The sequence below is a fragment of the Halorubrum saccharovorum DSM 1137 genome, assembly GCF_000337915.1.
GTDB classification, from domain to species: Archaea; Halobacteriota; Halobacteria; order Halobacteriales; family Haloferacaceae; genus Halorubrum; species Halorubrum saccharovorum.
Genome location: NZ_AOJE01000010.1, coordinates 79,068 through 96,283 on the forward strand (window position 1 = coordinate 79,068; position 17,216 = coordinate 96,283).

The window sequence follows — 17,216 nt, forward strand, 5'->3', positions numbered from 1 at the left end:
TGCCGAAGGCCGATCGAATGGATGACAGCGACGGCGTGCGCGTCACGCCCGCCAGCGTCGACGACGTGGACCTCCTCACCGACCTGTGGGTCGCTCTCGCCGAGGGACAGCGGGCGCACGGGTCGACGCTGCTGTCCGAGGGGAACCGCGGGGCGGTCCGGGAGTGGGTCGCGCGCTCGGTGGTCACCGGTGAGATCCTCGTCGCGCGCGAAGACGACGACGAGCCGGTCGGATTCGTCGGGTTCGAGCTCGATCGGGGCGGCTACGAGCGCGACCGCACCCGCGGGGTCGTGAGCAACCTGTTCGTCGTCCCCGAGCGACGCGGCGAGGGGATCGGCGCCGACCTGCTCGACGCGGCCGAGCGAGCCCTCCGCGAGGCGGGCGCCGAGACCGTCGCGCTGGAGGCGCTCGCCGCTAACGAGCGCGCCCGCGAGTTCTACGCGGCGGAGGGGTACGAGCCGCACCGCGTGGAGCTGACGAAGTCGCTGACGGCGAGTGGCGAGGAGGAAGAAGACGGCGCTGACGACGGAGGCGGGAGAGAGGGAGACGGCGACGACCGGAGCGACTGACCGCGACATCGCGAGGCCCTGACGACGACATCGCGTCTCGTCACCTTCGCCGAAAGCGACACGCACTCATAGGAGGACCGAGTACGCCCGCCTGCGCCAGGGGAGCATGGGCGGTTCATGCACTCGACTTGTAATCGAGACTTCCGGGGTTCAAATCCCTGCCCTGGCTTCGTACGATTCGTTCAATTTCCCCTGCTAAAGGGGAGTTCGCACCTAATACAACTAGTGTCCACCCAAATAAAATGGGGTGTCGTGCGAGCCGACCCGTGGCTCCGCGCGCCAGCTGCGACGGAAGGGGGTGGTCGCAGTGACCGACCCGGACGACTTCTTCGGGCAGCTCGACGAGGCCGAGGTAGTCACTGACGACCAGACGGATTCTGTCGAAACATCGGTCGAGCAGACGGAAGCGGATGCACTCCGGGCAGATGCGGATACGACAGCCAACTCAACCACATCTACGGGGTCACGGCGACGAACCGTTAACCCCCGATACATCGCCAGATGTCGCTTCTGTCAGAGTAAATTCAAACAACACCGCATCGCGGCGAGACACGAGGGCAGATGCGACGCGGAACCGGTCACGCAGTGTCGATACTGCGGCGAGGTGCATACCCGGACCGACGACCCAGAAATTCATCTCAAGACCTGTGAGGCGTACGAGCGCGCCGAGAAACGCCTCGACGACGAGGCCGAGTCGGATGGGGCCGACAGCGATGAGGAGACCAACTCCGGCGACGAACACTTCTCTCGGCGGTTCATCGACCCACAACCCCACGAGTTCCACGCGTATCTCAAATGGGATTGTTCGGATCTTGACAATCCGCTTCGGTCTTACTTCGGGCTTCGGTCGCTACAGGGCGAACACGACTTTGAAGAATATGGTCCGCTCGAAACGACGACGGAAATCAATGGTCAAGAGTGGAACGTAGATTTCGGATTCAAACGCTGCGGTATTGCCCCCCGAAATGTCGAAAATTTCCAACTCGAAGAGGTGAGAGAGTACAAAGTCTACGTGTATCCGAAGGGGTATGATTCGTACGTAGATGCCAAGTCAGAGGCACGGAAGCGCGTGTACTTCCGTATCTCTCCCCGGTGGCCGGATATCGAGACTAAGGAAGGGTATAGTGCGATGTCCAACCCCTACGACTTGGAGGGATACGACGTGGAAGTTGAGGGCTCATATTGGGACTTCGAGCAGTATCCAACGGTGCTCCGGCAGTCGCTCGATGCGCTCGCAACGCGTCAGGGATTCCGGTTCAACAGTCCGACCCCGATCTATCCGAGCGACTTCGATGAGGATCGGATTCATAAGTCGTCGAACATCGTCGACGCGGAGCTGTACGTCAGAGTACTCAACGGAGAGACCGGTAAGGTCATCGCGTACGACGGAACGCTTCACGAAATCTCCCTGTTGCTCGCCGGCGACCGCGAAGGGTACGCGAAGTCCGTCCGTGACGACCGGGAGTGTCCCGGTCACTACCATACCGCGACCATCGATTCTCGTCGTGCCGGCGAGTTAGTCGGCGGTCACGAATTGGCGAAGGAGTTCAAGCACTATCACATGCGAAACCCCGACGCCGTCGAGGGAACGCCACTCGAAAACCCGAAGATCGGGGTCTCCTTCCAGAATTCGATCCACGACGACACGCTGTACTGGAACGACCTCGACACGCTCGTCACGGAGCTCGACGAGGCGCTGTTGAACGTTCTCAACTGGTCGAGCATTCCGACCCGCCCGGACGGCCAGATGTTCGTCGACGACGACTATTTCGAGGTGACCGGTTCTCGTCGGTGGCGGAAGCTTCTCCCCGACCGTCTGCCACGAATCGAGGACAAACAAGACGACCAGATCTTCGCGACGGCGGCGCGGATGAACGAGACGGACACAGAGCTGGTCGAGACGCTCCTCACGGACGGCGGAGAGACATCTCCGAAGCAGTTGGCCCAATCCATCGACGTTCATATCGACACCGTCTATCGCGCTCTCAAGCGGCTCTCGCCGCTCGTGGATCATACCTACGGGGAGGTTCAACTCGGATCGAAGTACATCGCCCAGGAGCTCACGGGCTACATCGACTCGGTGTCGAACAGCATCAAGTCCGGCTTGGAGAACGCTCTTGACGGGCTCACCAGAGCGGAGGCTCACGCCGGTGACGACGACCCGTGGAGTCGGTGGCTCGACAGATACGGCGGGGAGATCAGCCGAACCGAGGGTGCCGATCCGGATGATCTCGACATCGGATTCCGGGCCGATACTCTCACTGAGGCGCGTCGTCTCCTCCGGAGTGGGGCGAGCCAGTGGTCGAAGGTGACGGGCGAGGACCTTCGGCAGTTCGCGTTCGAGTTCGCGCCAAAAATCACTCTCGTCGACGGTCGCGTATACGAACCCCGCCACTTTGCCGACGCGCTAGGAACCCCCGGCTAGCGCGACACCTCGTGAGAGGCATCACTATCGATTCGGGTAGTTAGCGGATTATTTTGCTTCTTTTCTGACGGTGATCGCGACTAGTTCGTCGATCTCTCGCTCCCTGAGTGACTACACTTTCTCCCGCACCGCCCTAACTCCGAGGTGGGGTACCCACCTCTCCGTTAGGTGTGTGGCTAAGGAGCCACTGGAGTAAACCACTGCCTCGCTTCGCTCGGCAGATTACAGCAAAAACACAGGAGGTCGGCGCGCCTGACTCGGCGCGCCTTGCTACCGTTGCTTACCGTAGCAAATTCTCCAACAAATTATAGCGCGCTTCAGTCCGCAAAATTCCATCTGTAAGCTTCGACGATCCCGCAATCAATTTGATTGACGTAACGTCTCAATCCAACAAGAATCGTCTGAAACCTTGCATCCCGTCGACGACGCTGTCGCGCAAGCTCGCCGAGGCTTCAACCCCACAATGGTTCGTCTGAAAGCTCGTTGCGCGGCGATACACGGTTGACGCAATTTCTTGCTTCAACCCCACAAGGGTTCGTCTGAAAGCACGTCCGAGTCGATCAGGTTGTGGCAGAGGTTGCTTCAACCCCACAAGGGTTCGTCTGAAAGGGATATCGGCGGGGACCCGAGCGTGGTCTACAACGGGCTTCAACCCCACAAGGGTTCGTCTGAAAGCGTCGCGGAATTGGCTGCCCAGCCCCTCACGGGTGCTTCAACCCCACAAGGGTTCGTCTGAAAGGAGTTCGACAGCGATGTCTCGGTGTACTTCTCGTAGCTTCAACCCCACAAGGGTTCGTCTGAAAGCCGCTGTCTGGACCGGCGCCGCGATCCGCGCGGCGCTTCAACCCCACAAGGGTTCGTCTGAAAGTGCGTTGGACTGTACATCTGAACCAAGGTCGAGGACGCTTCAACCCCACAAGGGTTCGTCTGAAAGTGGTCTCCCCCTGGATGTCGTCGTCCTCGAAGGCAGCTTCAACCCCACAAGGGTTCGTCTGAAACGCTCCTGGTCTGTTCGTCGGCAAACGTGTTGACCCTGAGCTTCAACCCCACAAGTGTTCGTCTGAAACGGTGGCTGATTTAGGCACCATGGCCGGTCTACTGGCTCCTCACACACAAGCGTTCCGTCGACCTCCAGTAACCTCTGATCCACAGGGTCGATGATACTCGTCTGCCCAGACTAGAGAAACCGACTGTCTTCGGCAGGGTCCTCACCATACACGGTTCGATCCACAAGCGTTTCTGATGAGAGTTCGTAAATTATCACACTCTCACCGGTTATGAGGAGGTCTTCGATAGAATTTCGAAGTTTTGAGAGGTCTCCTTCTGTGATGTGACCTTCAAGCACCGAGTTCTGTACGTGGGTGAGATAGCGCCGACAGAGTTTCAACATCCGTTGGGTCCGTTCCGCCTCCATATCGTAGACTAATACCACGTACATCACCACCACCTCCGGAACGCCTCATACGGCTCGTCGGCGAGAAGGTGCTTTTTGAGCTTGTAGGCCTCCAGTCGCAAGAGGTACTGATAGCTCACCTTTCGATCGAGCCGAGGATGGTCGACCGTCTCCTCTAGGGTTTTCTCGAATTCTCTCGTATACGTCTTGCGGCCAGATTCGGAGAGGAGACAGGCACCGACTTCGGAGCGGAAGTCCGATTCGGAGAGCTGTTGACGGTTGAACAGCCGGAACATCACGCGGTCCGCGATCACCGGCTTGAACAGGTCGGCGATGTCAAGTGAGAGCGAATAGCGCCGCTCACCGGGCTCGTGGAGGTAGCTCACGGAGGGCTCAAGCGCGGTGGCACGAATGGCAGAGACGCAGTTTGCGTACACGAGCGAGTTACCGAACGAAATTACACTGTTCACCTCGTCTGTCGGGGGGTCGAAGTGTCGCCCATTAAAGGGGTAATTGTCGGGGAGGATTGTTGAGAAAGTTCTGTAGTACGCCTTTCTCGCCGTAGCTTCGACGCCCATGAGCTCAGGCACGTTGTCGGTGTCGTCAATTAGCTCGGCGGCATCATCCAGTCCGTCGAGCGCTCGTTGGAGGTCCCGTCCACGGTTGTGGTAGTAGGAGACATTCGAGCGCATGTTGTGAATGCTTCCGGCGACGAACTCACGGGCGATTCGAAGCCGGTGATCGTCGTCCTCGTAGGCGGAGACCTGAGCGACGACCGTTTGACCGGATGTCTGGCCTTTCTCCGGCATGACCGAGCCGGCGTAATAGTCCTTCCAGCCAAACACGTGGGCTGCGACCCCTTCGTTGTTGAGGAACGAAACGAAGCGCGTGTTGAAATCGATCTGCCCGTGGAGGAACACGGCCTCCGCGTGTTCGATCGGAATATGCTTTTTCTCGCCATCATCGGTGACGACGCGAAGCGTATCGTCTCGTCGTTCGATGTGTCCGTCGGAGAATACGTGGTAGTTCTTGTCCATATTAACACCAGCAGAAGTCGTGATAGGCACACGACGAGCAGAAGGGCTTTTCGATGGCTTCGGGCGGCGTGTCGTTCGTGACGACGCGGTGGATTCCACGGATCGTGTCCTCTACCTTTTCGCGGCGCTCGTCGTCGAGTTCGACCGATTCGCGTGTTCGTTCGGTCGGGTGAACGAGCACACCGTCGCGCTCGACGCCCACAAACTCTTCGAGATACCAGAGGTAGTACGACAGTTGCATCTTCGCCGGTTCCACCAGCGACGAGGAGGGTTTGATCTCGACGACGCGTCCGTCCTGTAGGAGGTCGAGTGACACCATCCCAAGCGAGAGGTTGTCTCGTTCCTCCTCGTAGGCCGTGTCGTCGACACGAGTGCCGCGAACCACGGAGGGATTCTCTCGGTCGATCTCGAGATGCCGGCTAGCGAACCAGAGTTCGCGCTCGCAGACGACATAGTACTGTATCATCACACCCGTCACGCGGAAGGGGTCATCGTCGCGCTCTCCGGCGACGGTCTCCCGAAGACGCTTGACGGGATCCACGCCGTCGAAATCCCCTCCAGCAGCACCGGATTTTCTATCTCTATTTCCACCTGCCCCGTTTGTCGGGGTCATAGAAGTCGTGCCTCCACGGAGTCATCGGGCGTGACGACTCCCTCGGTCGCGTCGAAGTAGTCGTCGAACCGTGCCTGTCGAGCGTCGATATGGAGGCGATCGTCTCGCTCGTCGATCGGTGAGCAGTGAGCGAACAACTCCTCGTCGTCGCTTCCGTACATCGGCACAGAGACCTGTAGCGGTTTCAGTAGCTCCGTCTTCGCTTCGACCGTCTCCCAATCGTATTCGCGATAGGCGTCTCGGAGTTCGTCGATGTGAATTTTCTCCTCACGTGTACGCGTGACGATAACCTCGACCGACGGCGGTTCGTCGATCAGCGATAGACGTCCGAGCGTTTCGGCGTCCGCCTTCTTGATGTGCTTGAGGTACTCCGGGTTCCCGACTCCGCGCTCGTTGAGCTTCCCAAAGTAGGACTCGACGGCACTTCGCGTGACGGTGTACTCGTCCATCGGGTCCCCGTCGTACACCTCTGCCAGCGCGAGCGCAGCGATCTTCGTCAGGCTGTCGCCGCCGTAGTCGTACACGGCTGCGGATGGTGTTCGCTCTCTCCCCTCCGGCGGTTCGAGGACCCAAGTTGTTACAAGACCCGTCTCCCGGTCGAACGATCGGTTACATCGGCCCGCCGCCTGAACGATGCTGTCAAGCGGGGCGAAGTCCCGGAACACGCGGTCGAAACTCACGTCGACTCCCGCCTCAATGAGTTGTGTCGAGACGAAGACGACCGGCAGTTCGTGTTCCGTCAGCTCGATTGCAACGTCGATGAGGTGCTTGCGGTCCACTGGCCGGTGTCGCGTTGTAAGGTGGACGAGCAGCGGCCGGTCACTATCCCATCCATCGAGCGCTCGCTCGACGGTCAGCTCGGGCGATATGTCGGCGGGTTTCCCGCCCTCGCTCGCGAGCACACGGTCGTACACGTCGTTGACTACGAGCGGGTTGGCATGCTGCTCGACTGACTGAGTCAGCTCTCGCGCGCTGTCGATAGTGTTGCAGATCGAAAGGACGGACGCACCCTCGCTTGCGACTTCAGCTAGTCGCTGGCCGGCGCGGTCGTAGTCGAGCGGTGCCGGCTCGCCATCGAGCGCAGCCTCCACAGACGGGCCGAGCTCGAACCGGACGCGGTCGAGCCCCTCGTAGTATCGTTCGGGATCGGGAACGAGCTCTGCTGTCTCATCGTCCTCGCTTCCGGTGAACAGCTTCGGCTGGGTGGCCGTCATGGCGATCACCGTGGCATCGTACTCCTCAACGAGCAGGCGAGCAAGTCGCTCGACGAGCGCCCACCACCGGTGGGGAAGCGCCTGCGGTTCGTCGAGTACCACGACGCTATCGTAGAGAGACGGCAGCTTCATCGACTGGACGTTTCCCGGTCCTGCGAGACTCTCGAACAGTTGTACGAACGTCGTCACGACCATTCCCGACCGCCAGCTCTCACCGAGAATTGCCTCCGCGTCGGCCCGAGTGTCGTCGGGAACTTCCTCGGGCGATCCGGGAAGCGGCACGCGCGTCTCGGAGAGATGGTGGTCGACGGTCAACACGTCGCTGTCGACACGATCGACGTCGAACACGGACTCACTCTCTGTGGCCACCTGGTCGATGATGGAGGTGAACGGAAGCGCATACACGAGCCGTCCGTCTCCCGCTTTTCGGTCGAGAACGGTCAGCCCGGCATCGAGCCCGGTGAGCGTCTTCCCAAGCCCCGTCGGCAGCGTGAGCGTTGCGACGGAATCGCTCGATTCTGCGAAATCCTCCGCTCGGGAACGAACTTCTCGGCGTGCCTGTTCCCGTTTCTCATTCAACGAGCGCGTTCGATCGTCCACACCCGAGCGCTTGGCGTCCCACTGGAGCGTCCGAACTTTCGCGTCGATCGCGGTTCGTCTCGGCGTGGGTGATCCGTATATCATCTCCGACGGCAGATCCACTTCACTCGTCAAATGACGGGCACTCGTCTTGTCCGCGAGCACGAGCGCGCTCCAGGTCTGGAGAACCCCATCGTAGAACTCTTCGGACAGTTGTTCGGATTCTTTGAAGGACAGCTTTCGACCGCCAAGCACGTGCTTGCCGATCTGCGTAAATCGGTCCTGCTCGTGGATCTCGTGTAGCCATTCACAGAACCCCTCCCACGATCCCTCACCGCCGGTCGAGCGGTCGATCAGGGCGTCGGCGACGGTGGATTCGTTCGCGTCGATGTTTGCGACCTGCTCAAAGGTATCCTCACGGAACAGTCGGTGGAGCGGCCCCTCGTCGCGCTCGGCGGTTGCCTTGCGGACGTAGTCAGCTGTGTCCGGGAGTTGGCCGTGGTGTCTCGCGACTGTAAGAAAGCCGACCAGCGGATCGTCGCTCTCGAACCCGGCCGCGTCGAGCACGTAGTATGCCACGAGCGCACCGAGCGGCGCGTGGTGGGACGGCCCACCTATCTCACGGCTGTCATCGTCCGCGTGTAGGTGCTTCTGGAACCACGTGGTGAGCTTTCCAATGTCATGGATCCATGCTATCCGCTGACCGATGTCGACGACAGCGCTGCCGGCTACAGTCGTCGCTCTCTCTGGGACGAACGTCTCGATCCGCTCTGCGACATCTGCGAGGTGGACGTCCAGTGGCACGTCGACGCCGTCACGCTCGCGAAAGTGTGACGGTGGTGCGTCGATGTCGAATCCGTTCAACTGAACATCACCCGCCGTCCATCCACACGTGAGGTCTCGACGTCGTGGACGTGGACCGGCTCCGCGTCCGGCGAGTAGGCCAGCGAGAGGAACTTCGTCGTCGTGCGCCCGCCAGCGTCGGCCGCCATAAACCCCGGCGACCGCTCCACACGAACAGGATTTCCGGGGGCGAGTTCGACATCGTCGATCGCCTCAACGACGACCGAGTCGATGTCCGTATCCTCTGCCTCACATGATTCGGCCTCGAACGTTCCGAGGTACTCCACCTCGGCGAGATGCTCCGACAGGCCGAGGCTCGGCGGGTAGTGGCTCGTCCCCTCCTCTAGGCGCGTCCGAAGATCCCCGAACAGCTCGGAGTCGTCGAGCTGGACATCGATTCGATATGCGGGATCAACGAGTACCTCATAGTTGTGTTGCTGGCGTAATTCGGTTGAGTCCGGCATCGAGATTCGCGCGTGGCCGCGAGACGGTACCCTCTTCATGTCCTCTTTCGCCGTCGACAGCGTGTTCTGTGGGAGGTTCATCGTGCGCAGTTCCTCGGTCGGTTGAACGGCGATCCCGGAGCGTTCGGAAGCGAAGGCATCGTAGTAGCTGTCCCTATCGAGCCCGAGGATCGCGGCGATGATCCCGGCAATCGTCGTCCGGGGAGGGATTCGGTACGTCTGTTTGACGATGTTCCCCTCGACCCGCCGGAAGTGTCCCCACTGGCCACGGAGTTCGAACGAGAGACACTCAGCTGACTCGGTGCCGAAGTTGTCGTCGTCCCAGTCGCCGAGCGAGTGCTGGGTCATCAGTCGTCCGCGCTCGGCATCGTCTCGGCGGCCTCGTCATACACGTCGACCACGCTGACGGCGTCATCGCCGACTACGTCACGAAGGACATCGTGGAGCCCGTGGTCGCCGACCTCGGCGCCGGCAGCGAGACGCTCACCGTCGACGGCCACGTCCAGCACGTCGCTCGTCGCGACGCGAACGCGCTCGATGCGGTCAGCGTGTCGGCCGAGCCGCTCGACGAGGTCGGTCAGATCGACCGTGAGGTCCCGAACGTTTCGGATCTCGTCGACCGGCTCCGATGTCGACTCGTCGACCGCGAGATCGCGAGTGAGCCCGCCGATGTGGAACCCTTCGTCGGCATACTCGACGCGGAGGTAGAGTCGAGGCTCCTGTCCCACCTTACTCCGGCTAATCGTCTGGTTCTTAATCGCTCGCCAGCAGAGTGTGTCGAGGCGCTCGACATCCGCAGGCGTCAGCTTCGTATCGTCCGAGCCATGCTCATCGACGAGTCCGTGAAACGCGATAAAGCCGTACTGGATCCGGTGGTCGTCAAGGTCGAACCCACCTTGCTCCTTATCGGCGCCAGTCGCGATAACGCTCGTCAGGCTGTTATACTCCTCGTTCTCGGTAACCGAATGGATCGTTTTCCCCGGAGAGAACTGTACGGGCCCCGTGAAGTGGTCCGGGAGGTAGTCCTCGAATCCCTCGTAGTTTCCCTGCATGTCCATACTCATCGTCGCCCCGAAGTAACGCACGTCGGCGGCGTCGTCGAGGAAGGTACCAAATACCTCCTCACGGAGCTCGGCCGCCTCCTCCTCGTCGAGATCGTCGAGGTCCCACTCATCCGGATCGAGTGACTTGAGACAGTTTTCCAGAAGCTCCCATCGCTGGGCTTGGTTGCCACCCTCTCCCTTGACGTTCCGGACATAGACGCCGTGGCCGTCGGCGTCGAGTTGGTCACGGAGATAGCGTTTCAGCCGCACGTCCGTGACGATAGCCTGCTCCGTCCGGGGGTCAATCCGGGGGCGGTTCGCCCCGCTTAGTGGATTCCCGTTCGGATTGGCGTCGACCGCGTCGTAACAGAAAACGATCTCCGAACGATTCTCCACGGGCTCGTACTCGTCGTCAGCGTAGGCGTGTTCACTCATTGGTGTCGGGGATTGCGTCGTCGTCAGTCTGTTCGTCGGCCTCCTCGTCCGAGATCCAATTGTTCATGCCGTAGGCGACGCCGAGCGCGTAGTAGTAGCGCAGTTCGCTCGTGTCGATGTCCCAGCCGCCGTCGCGCTCCGCGCGCGGGAGCGTCTCGACGAGCTTGTCGACGACCTCGGCATACATCGTCGAGGACATCCGGTTTTCGCGTGAGTAAACGACGTTCTTGTCGAGGACATCGCTCGCGAGCCGCTCTATCTTCGAGCCGGTGACGGATTTGATCGAGTACTGGTCGACGAGCGTCGTCGACCGGTTCTCCGAGGACTGCTGGTAGCTGGAGACCTGTCCGACGAGTACGCCGAGCAGGAATCCTCCGCGCCGCTGCGGGTTCTCGGTCGCAAGCGCCGGCGTGTCATCGAGGAACTGTTCGAGTTTCTGTGCGCGTTTGACGGCTTTCGATCCGCCGTCGGTTCGAGCGCGTTGTGTCGTGTCGAGTTGCATCTGGGATGTTGCGTACTCCGCCGGTTTCGTCAGCGATTCGTCCTCGCCCGTCAGCAGACCTGCCGCCGCGAACGCACACAGCTGTGCGTGCTGCATGGCGACAAACATCGACGGGAAGCCCTCATCATCCTCGTCGCTCTCCTCGATCAGACGGTCGGCATACTCCTCGAGCACGCGCTCAACGGGGATCGATCCTCCGGAGAGTGACGCGACCAGCGCTTGAATGCGGAGGTCGTCCGCGGACACCGTGTCGTCGTCATCCGGCGTCGCGAACGTCGACTGGAAGTAGGTACCGCCGGCTATCAAACCGAGCATCGTCTCCACATCTGTACGCAGCAACGACCACTCCTCGTGTACAGGTAGCGCGGGTCGAACGTCTGGGTTCGGGAGGTCCGCAGTGTCGTCGAAGGCCCAACTGGAGAGTATCGCACAGTGTTCGCGGGCGAGCTCGACTGGGTGCATCAGCGAGGCGTTCATCTCATCGCCGAACACGTCGTACCGTTTGGTTTGGTGTTGAAGCACAGCGGCGACGTAGAACTGAAGTCGGTCGCCATCAGGATCGTCCCACTCCTGAGGGTTGTAGTCGCTGTACATCTGCTCAACAGGAGTCAGATCCTCTTCGTCCGCCACCTTGTACAGCGCAGTGTACAGCTCCCGCGCGTCTCCGGGTGTCGGCTGCCCGAAGAAGTACGGCAGGTAGTAGACGTTCGATTCCAGTGTGTAGTACGAGCAGACGTCGATGAACGTCGAAGCGTTCATCAGCGTGACGGCGACGTCCTCCGAGACGGGGTGCGATCGCCACGCCTCGTCGGGGTCGAGTCCAGGAAACTTCTCAAGCTGCTTGCCGAGGAAGTAGTTTAGCGGGTCCTCAGCAGTTCCGACGGTCGGTCCGTCCTGCCCCGTGACGAGGTCCGTCGCTTGGCCGATGGAGTTCGTCGCGGCGTTCTTCGAGACAAGCTTCGAGCGCTTGCGCGTACGCATCGCCTCGTTGAACACCGTAGTCCCGCACGCACCCGGTAGCTCGTAATCTCTGTCGGGTTCGAGCTTGACCGCGACGGTCGTCAGTGCCGTCGTCGATCCCTCAAGCTGTCTTTTGACGGCGTCAACGATAGTTTCCTTAACACCGTCCCGATCGCCCAGTTCGGCGAGCTCCTCGACGATCCAGCCGTCTTCGTGCTCGGCGGCGGCCTTTTGGATTACCTCGTCGGCTGCCCAGTAAGTAAGCCGCTGGTAGAGGTACTCGGCCACCTTCTCCGGTTCCTTGCCCGCACCGGTGCGGTGTGTAATACTGTGGTCGAACCCCCGTGCCGCGTCGTACCACGCGTGTGCGACCGCTTCCACGTCCTCACGCGAGTAGCTCTGGAATTCGACCGGGTGCTTCGGGTCGAGTTTCGGGTCGTCACCCGTGAGGTCGACACGGAGGATTGCTAGGCTCTCCGGCTCGCCGAACAGGTCCGTCGACTTCTCTGGCGTGAGGTACGGCGCGAACTCGCCGCCACCGGCGGTCGCGAGCGTGTAGAGCCGGCCGTAGAGGTACTGGAGGTCGCGTAGCGAAGCGATCGGGCGATCGGGGAGCTCGGCGGCGAGGTTCTCGTCGTCACTGTACGTCTTCCTGAACTCCGCCGGTTTCGGAAGGAGGCTCATCCGCTGTGTTCCTCCGGAGCCGGCTCGCCGAACGGGCTTCGCTTCTCGGCGACGTTCAGGAAGCCGAGCCCAAGCCCATTCCGCTCGCCGAGCCCGCACGAGAGCGCGAGGTTGAGATGACGACGGTGGTGGTCGTCGCGAACCGTGTAGGGAAGTCGCCACTTGCTAAGGACGTACGTCATCGTCTGCCCCTGTGTCACCTCGACTGGTACTGCGAACGTCTTGATCAACTCGTAGCCGTCGAAGAGCTCTCCCGGTCGGTCGCTTGGCCCCGGTAGATGGTCGGGTGCGTGTCGCCCGTGTTTGGCGTCGAGATTGGACTCGATCTGCGTTCGGAGTGGCTCCATACCGAATTCGGGTTGCCAGAAGGTCGCCGTGTCACCGCCGGGATGGTCGATGCCGTACTCCTCACATCGCCACGGAGGGATCCGAATGAGCAGTCCGGTACCGCTCTCGAGGACACCGGTGCTTCCGGGCTCACCGACGTTGGGCTCGATCACCGAGAGGTCATCAACCGTGAAAGGCATTTGACCGATATTGAGTTCGGGCTCCTGCTGGAGATTCTGAGCCACGTGCGTGAGCAGTTCCTCGTCCGGTGAGGCGACGAGCAGCGTTCGCTCGTCGCCTTCCGACATATCTCGGGGTGGAAATGGGTTCGAGAACGTGAATCCCGGCGGCTCGTTCGTGTCGTGGGGGGCCTCGTACTCCGTTCCGTCGAGGGCGCGCCACACCCGTCCGCGGAGCTTGTGGTGGTACGTGTTATCGTACGCGGTGTCTGCCCGTGCCGACAGCCGCGCTACGACGCGCATCGATTGATCCTTCGTTCAATATGTGTTTGAATCATCAATAAGTTGCATATTGTGCCGACTATAGCTTGGTTAATATATTTTCCCCCATAGATAGTTCATTTGAGATTCAGATCGATATGACGGATCGAAATCGACCCGGAGCGCTCGCTGTCGAAGCGCCCTGTTCCCGTGACCGTCGACGTCGCGTCGGGTGAGATATCGCGCTGATCGACAGGAACGTCCGAGTTCATGCCGGTAGTGACACCTACGCCTCGAATATCCACCCGGCGATCGGCGAACGAGTGGCTCGGCCTCTTGGGGGAATCCCGCGAGCGTCGTCGACCCCCTGGGGGTTTGGGGGCTATTGAAGGTCGACAGAAAAATTTGTGTGTGAGCCCCCAATAGACCGCCTGTGGTGCGCAAAGCAGCCACCCTTTCAGACGAACCCTTGTGGGGTTGAAGCGAGCGCTCGGTGGACGGCTCGGCGGGAGTAGCGCACTTTCAGACGAACCCTTGTGGGGTTGAAGCGCCCTCGCGGGTAAAGCACGTCTGGAACGACGTAACGACTTTCAGACGAACCCTTGTGGGGTTGAAGCNTTTCAGACGAACCCTTGTGGGGTTGAAGCGCCCTCGCGGGTAAAGCACGTCTGGAACGACGTAACGACTTTCAGACGAACCCTTGTGGGGTTGAAGCATCGTCTGCGAGCCCGCCGAAGCGCGTACCTGCTCCTTTCAGACGAACCCTTGTGGGGTTGAAGCATCGGCATCGGGACCGTCCTCGCGACGGCCTACGTCCTTTCAGACGAACCCTTGTGGGGTTGAAGCATCCCGGACGGGGTGAGGGCATGAGCCGCGATCAATCCTTTCAGACGAACCCTTGTGGGGTTGAAGCGCGAGTTCGCCACGCACACCAATGTACCCACTCGGGTCCTTTCAGACGAACCCTTGTGGGGTTGAAGCGCCTGCGGCGTCGCGTAGTTCGACGAGAGGTCTGCTTTCAGACGAACCCTTGTGGGGTTGAAGCCAACACACAAGGTCAACCGGGGTGAACGGCACGTCCTTTCAGACGAACCCTTGTGGGGTTGAAGCTGAAACTCGCTTTCGAGGTAGGGGTCGGCCGGGATCCTTTCAGACGAACCCTTGTGGGGTTGAAGCGCCGCCGTGCCAGAGCCGACACCCGTCACTGAGGTCTTTCAGACGAACCCTTGTGGGGTTGAAGCCTCGCTGGCGATCGCGTCAGCGACGACGTGACCGGCTTTCAGACGAACCCTTGTGGGGTTGAAGCGACGAGCCCGACCCGCCGCGCGACGAGCTGGCGCCGCTTTCAGACGAACCCTTGTGGGGTTGAAGCTCCGACCGGGTGCTGTTCCCGCGGCTCGACGGCGCTTTCAGACGAACCCTTGTGGGGTTGAAGCGAGCGCGCGAGCCACGACTCGGCGTCGAGGAAGCCCTTTCAGACGAACCCTTGTGGGGTTGAAGCACGAATTCCGAGGTGACGGCGCATGACGTGCCGCTTTCAGACGAACCCTTGTGGGGTTGAAGCGCACTCAAGATGACCCGCTCAAGTTCATCGGCGACCTTTCAGACGAACCCTTGTGGGGTTGAAGCGCGTTGTCGAAGGTGTACGGGACGCTCCCGAGTAGGCTTTCAGACGAACCCTTGTGGGGTTGAAGCACGATTACCTCGACCTTGTCGATCTGGTCGAGCGTACTTTCAGACGAACCCTTGTGGGGTTGAAGCACTCCTCCCGACGATGACCCGGACCCGGGACCGCTCTTTCAGACGAACCCTTGTGGGGTTGAAGCAAGATCGGGCGGTCCGGCGAGTCGGTGGTAAGGACGCTTTCAGACGAACCCTTGTGGGGTTGAAGCGTACGCTTGTCCTGTAGGTTCCACGTGCGGAGGCGGCTTTCAGACGAACCCTTGTGGGGTTGAAGCCTTGGTCGGATTACCTACCCAAAGCTTTCGATCATCCTTTCAGACGAACCCTTGTGGGGTTGAAGCTCAAGCTCCTCGTCCGGGTCGGTCGGAACCTCGATACTTTCAGACGAACCCTTGTGGGGTTGAAGCGTTGATAATGAGCCCGTAGGAACGGTTCCAGATACCTTTCAGACGAACCCTTGTGGGGTTGAAGCAGCCTCTCCGGTGGGTCGACGATCTCGGCGCGGAGTCTTTCAGACGAACCCTTGTGGGGTTGAAGCCTCGCGATGGCGATTCTCCCCGGCCAGTACGGCCGGCTTTCAGACGAACCCTTGTGGGGNACGAACCCTTGTGGGGTTGAAGCCTCGCGATGGCGATTCTCCCCGGCCAGTACGGCCGGCTTTCAGACGAACCCTTGTGGGGTTGAAGCGCCACGCTTCCCGTCGACGCGGACTTTGACGGAGTGCTTTCAGACGAACCCTTGTGGGGTTGAAGCAACCGCGCCAACAAGGCGAGCGAAGGCGACGACGCTTTCAGACGAACCCTTGTGGGGTTGAAGCACCAGCAACAAGGGGACCGTCAGTCTCATCAGTCCTTTCAGACGAACCCTTGTGGGGTTGAAGCCGCCCGCGCCGTACTCCGCGACCGTAATCGTGTGCTTTCAGACGAACCCTTGTGGGGTTGAAGCCAGTACGAGGGCGCGCAAGAACTCCGCTTCGAGGTGCTTTCAGACGAACCCTTGTGGGGTTGAAGCAAAGTCATCAACAACCGCGCCGGAGGTGTTTAGAGTTCTTTCAGACGAACCCTTGTGGGGTTGAAGCGACGAGAGAGGACTATGAAACACGCAACTACAGACCTTTCAGACGAACCCTTGTGGGGTTGAAGCATGCGATCACCCCGTTGCCTCGCTCGTTGTCCATTCCTTTCAGACGAACCCTTGTGGGGTTGAAGCTTTGTGCGACCCACAGCAACGCCACGGAGAACAGGCTTTCAGACGAACCCTTGTGGGGTTGAAGCGCGGTGAACGCGACCGAGTACAACGAGTACCGCCTTTCAGACGAACCCTTGTGGGGTTGAAGCTCGCGTTAGTTGTCCAGCTCCTCATCGCTGGGTTACTTTCAGACGAACCCTTGTGGGGTTGAAGCGTAGAGCAGTAAGAGGAATGATAATGCTGCATCACTTTCAGACGAACCCTTGTGGGGTTGAAGCGGCTACTACTACTGTAAGCCGTGTCACGAGCGGGCCTTTCAGACGAACCCTTGTGGGGTTGAAGCCTCCATGCTCGCGCCGCCGCCGAGTTCCTCGATGGCCTTTCAGACGAACCCTTGTGGGGTTGAAGCCTCCGCCCAGTCGTCGAAGTCGTCGACGAGAGAGCCTTTCAGACGAACCCTTGTGGGGTTGAAGCGGCGTACAAGTAGCACCGACCCTTACTGAAACGTACTTTCAGACGAACCCTTGTGGGGTTGAAGCAACGCTCCGAGCGAGCTGGAGATACGGGCACTGGACTTTCAGACGAACCCTTGTGGGGTTGAAGCGTGGACGGGATCGCGCTCTGGGTGTGGGGCAACGCCTTTCAGACGAACCCTTGTGGGGTTGAAGCAGCTACTCGGCGAGCTCCGAGACGAGCATCACGGTCACTTTCAGACGAACCCTTGTGGGGTTGAAGCGGCATGATCTTCGGCGCCGTCGAGCTCGCACTGTTCCTTTCAGACGAACCCTTGTGGGGTTGAAGCGGAGACAACTCCTCC

At 60.4% G+C, this 17,216-nt stretch carries 10 protein-coding genes, 1 tRNA gene and 2 CRISPR repeat arrays (1 of these 13 only partly in view); of the genes, 3 read left to right on the plus strand and 8 right to left on the minus strand.

Annotation, left to right across the window (positions count from 1 at the left end):
- Positions 1 to 17 precede the first annotated feature (17 nt).
- The 3 genes from C471_RS02165 (at position 18) to C471_RS16785 (ending at position 2,994) form a co-directional block, all read left to right on the plus strand.
- Positions 18 to 569, plus strand: coding sequence for a GNAT family N-acetyltransferase (locus C471_RS02165; protein WP_004046320.1), 552 nt, complete (start codon positions 18 to 20; stop codon positions 567 to 569).
- A 95-nt stretch (positions 570 to 664) separates the two neighbouring features.
- Positions 665 to 738, plus strand: a tRNA-Thr gene (locus C471_RS02170).
- 138 nt (positions 739 to 876) lie between these two features.
- Positions 877 to 2,994 (plus strand): DUF7845 domain-containing protein, encoded by a 2,118-nt coding sequence (locus tag C471_RS16785; RefSeq protein WP_152421796.1) that lies wholly within the window; start codon positions 877 to 879, stop codon positions 2,992 to 2,994.
- Between the two features lie 449 nt (positions 2,995 to 3,443).
- Positions 3,444 to 4,061: a CRISPR direct-repeat array (repeat unit 30 nt; unit sequence GCTTCAACCCCACAAGGGTTCGTCTGAAAG).
- 110 nt (positions 4,062 to 4,171) lie between these two features.
- Here the strand turns inward: C471_RS16785 and cas2 are convergent.
- The 8 genes from cas2 to cas6 form a co-directional block, all read right to left on the minus strand.
- Positions 4,172 to 4,432, minus strand: coding sequence for a CRISPR-associated endonuclease Cas2 (cas2, locus tag C471_RS02180; protein WP_049908923.1), 261 nt, complete (start codon positions 4,430 to 4,432; stop codon positions 4,172 to 4,174).
- A complete protein-coding gene (gene cas1b, locus C471_RS02185) occupies positions 4,432 to 5,424 on the minus strand; it encodes a type I-B CRISPR-associated endonuclease Cas1b (protein WP_004046323.1) in 993 nt (330 codons plus the stop codon). The genes cas2 and cas1b overlap by 1 nt, the downstream gene beginning before the upstream one ends.
- 1 nt (position 5,425) lies before the next feature.
- The gene (gene cas4, locus C471_RS02190) at positions 5,426 to 5,965 is read right to left on the minus strand and encodes a CRISPR-associated protein Cas4 (protein ID WP_004046324.1); all 540 of its coding nucleotides are present in this window, start codon (positions 5,963 to 5,965) and stop codon (positions 5,426 to 5,428) included.
- Between the two features lie 68 nt (positions 5,966 to 6,033).
- Positions 6,034 to 8,694, minus strand: coding sequence for a CRISPR-associated endonuclease Cas3'' (locus C471_RS02195; protein WP_239638601.1), 2,661 nt, complete (start codon positions 8,692 to 8,694; stop codon positions 6,034 to 6,036).
- Positions 8,691 to 9,485 carry a type I-B CRISPR-associated protein Cas5b gene (gene cas5b / locus C471_RS02200; protein ID WP_004046326.1) on the minus strand — a complete coding sequence of 265 codons (795 nt, stop codon included), beginning with the start codon at positions 9,483 to 9,485 and terminating at the stop codon, positions 8,691 to 8,693. The genes C471_RS02195 and cas5b overlap by 4 nt, the downstream gene beginning before the upstream one ends.
- Positions 9,485 to 10,615 (minus strand): type I-B CRISPR-associated protein Cas7/Csh2, encoded by a 1,131-nt coding sequence (gene cas7b, locus C471_RS02205; RefSeq protein ID WP_004046327.1) that lies wholly within the window; start codon positions 10,613 to 10,615, stop codon positions 9,485 to 9,487. Before cas7b ends, cas5b begins: the two co-directional genes overlap by 1 nt.
- Positions 10,608 to 12,761, minus strand: coding sequence for a type I-B CRISPR-associated protein Cas8b/Csh1 (gene cas8b / locus C471_RS02210; RefSeq protein ID WP_004046328.1), 2,154 nt, complete (start codon positions 12,759 to 12,761; stop codon positions 10,608 to 10,610). The genes cas7b and cas8b overlap by 8 nt, the downstream gene beginning before the upstream one ends.
- Positions 12,758 to 13,570, minus strand: coding sequence for a CRISPR-associated endoribonuclease Cas6 (gene cas6, locus C471_RS02215; protein ID WP_004046329.1), 813 nt, complete (start codon positions 13,568 to 13,570; stop codon positions 12,758 to 12,760). The genes cas8b and cas6 overlap by 4 nt, the downstream gene beginning before the upstream one ends.
- Positions 13,571 to 13,982: 412 nt before the next feature.
- Positions 13,983 to 17,216: a CRISPR direct-repeat array (repeat unit 30 nt; unit sequence CTTTCAGACGAACCCTTGTGGGGTTGAAGC) (it continues 1,984 nt past the right edge of the window).

Coding starts and splice junctions, on each gene's coding strand:
- cas5b (WP_004046326.1), bottom strand. CDS start 9,485: ATGACCCAGCACTCGCTCGGCGACTGGGACGACGACAACTTCGGCACC.
- C471_RS02165 (WP_004046320.1), top strand. CDS start 18: ATGGATGACAGCGACGGCGTGCGCGTCACGCCCGCCAGCGTCGACGAC.
- cas2 (WP_049908923.1), bottom strand. CDS start 4,432: ATGTACGTGGTATTAGTCTACGATATGGAGGCGGAACGGACCCAACGG.
- cas8b (WP_004046328.1), bottom strand. CDS start 12,761: ATGAGCCTCCTTCCGAAACCGGCGGAGTTCAGGAAGACGTACAGTGAC.
- cas1b (WP_004046323.1), bottom strand. CDS start 5,424: ATGGACAAGAACTACCACGTATTCTCCGACGGACACATCGAACGACGA.
- cas7b (WP_004046327.1), bottom strand. CDS start 10,615: ATGAGTGAACACGCCTACGCTGACGACGAGTACGAGCCCGTGGAGAAT.
- cas6 (WP_004046329.1), bottom strand. CDS start 13,570: ATGCGCGTCGTAGCGCGGCTGTCGGCACGGGCAGACACCGCGTACGAT.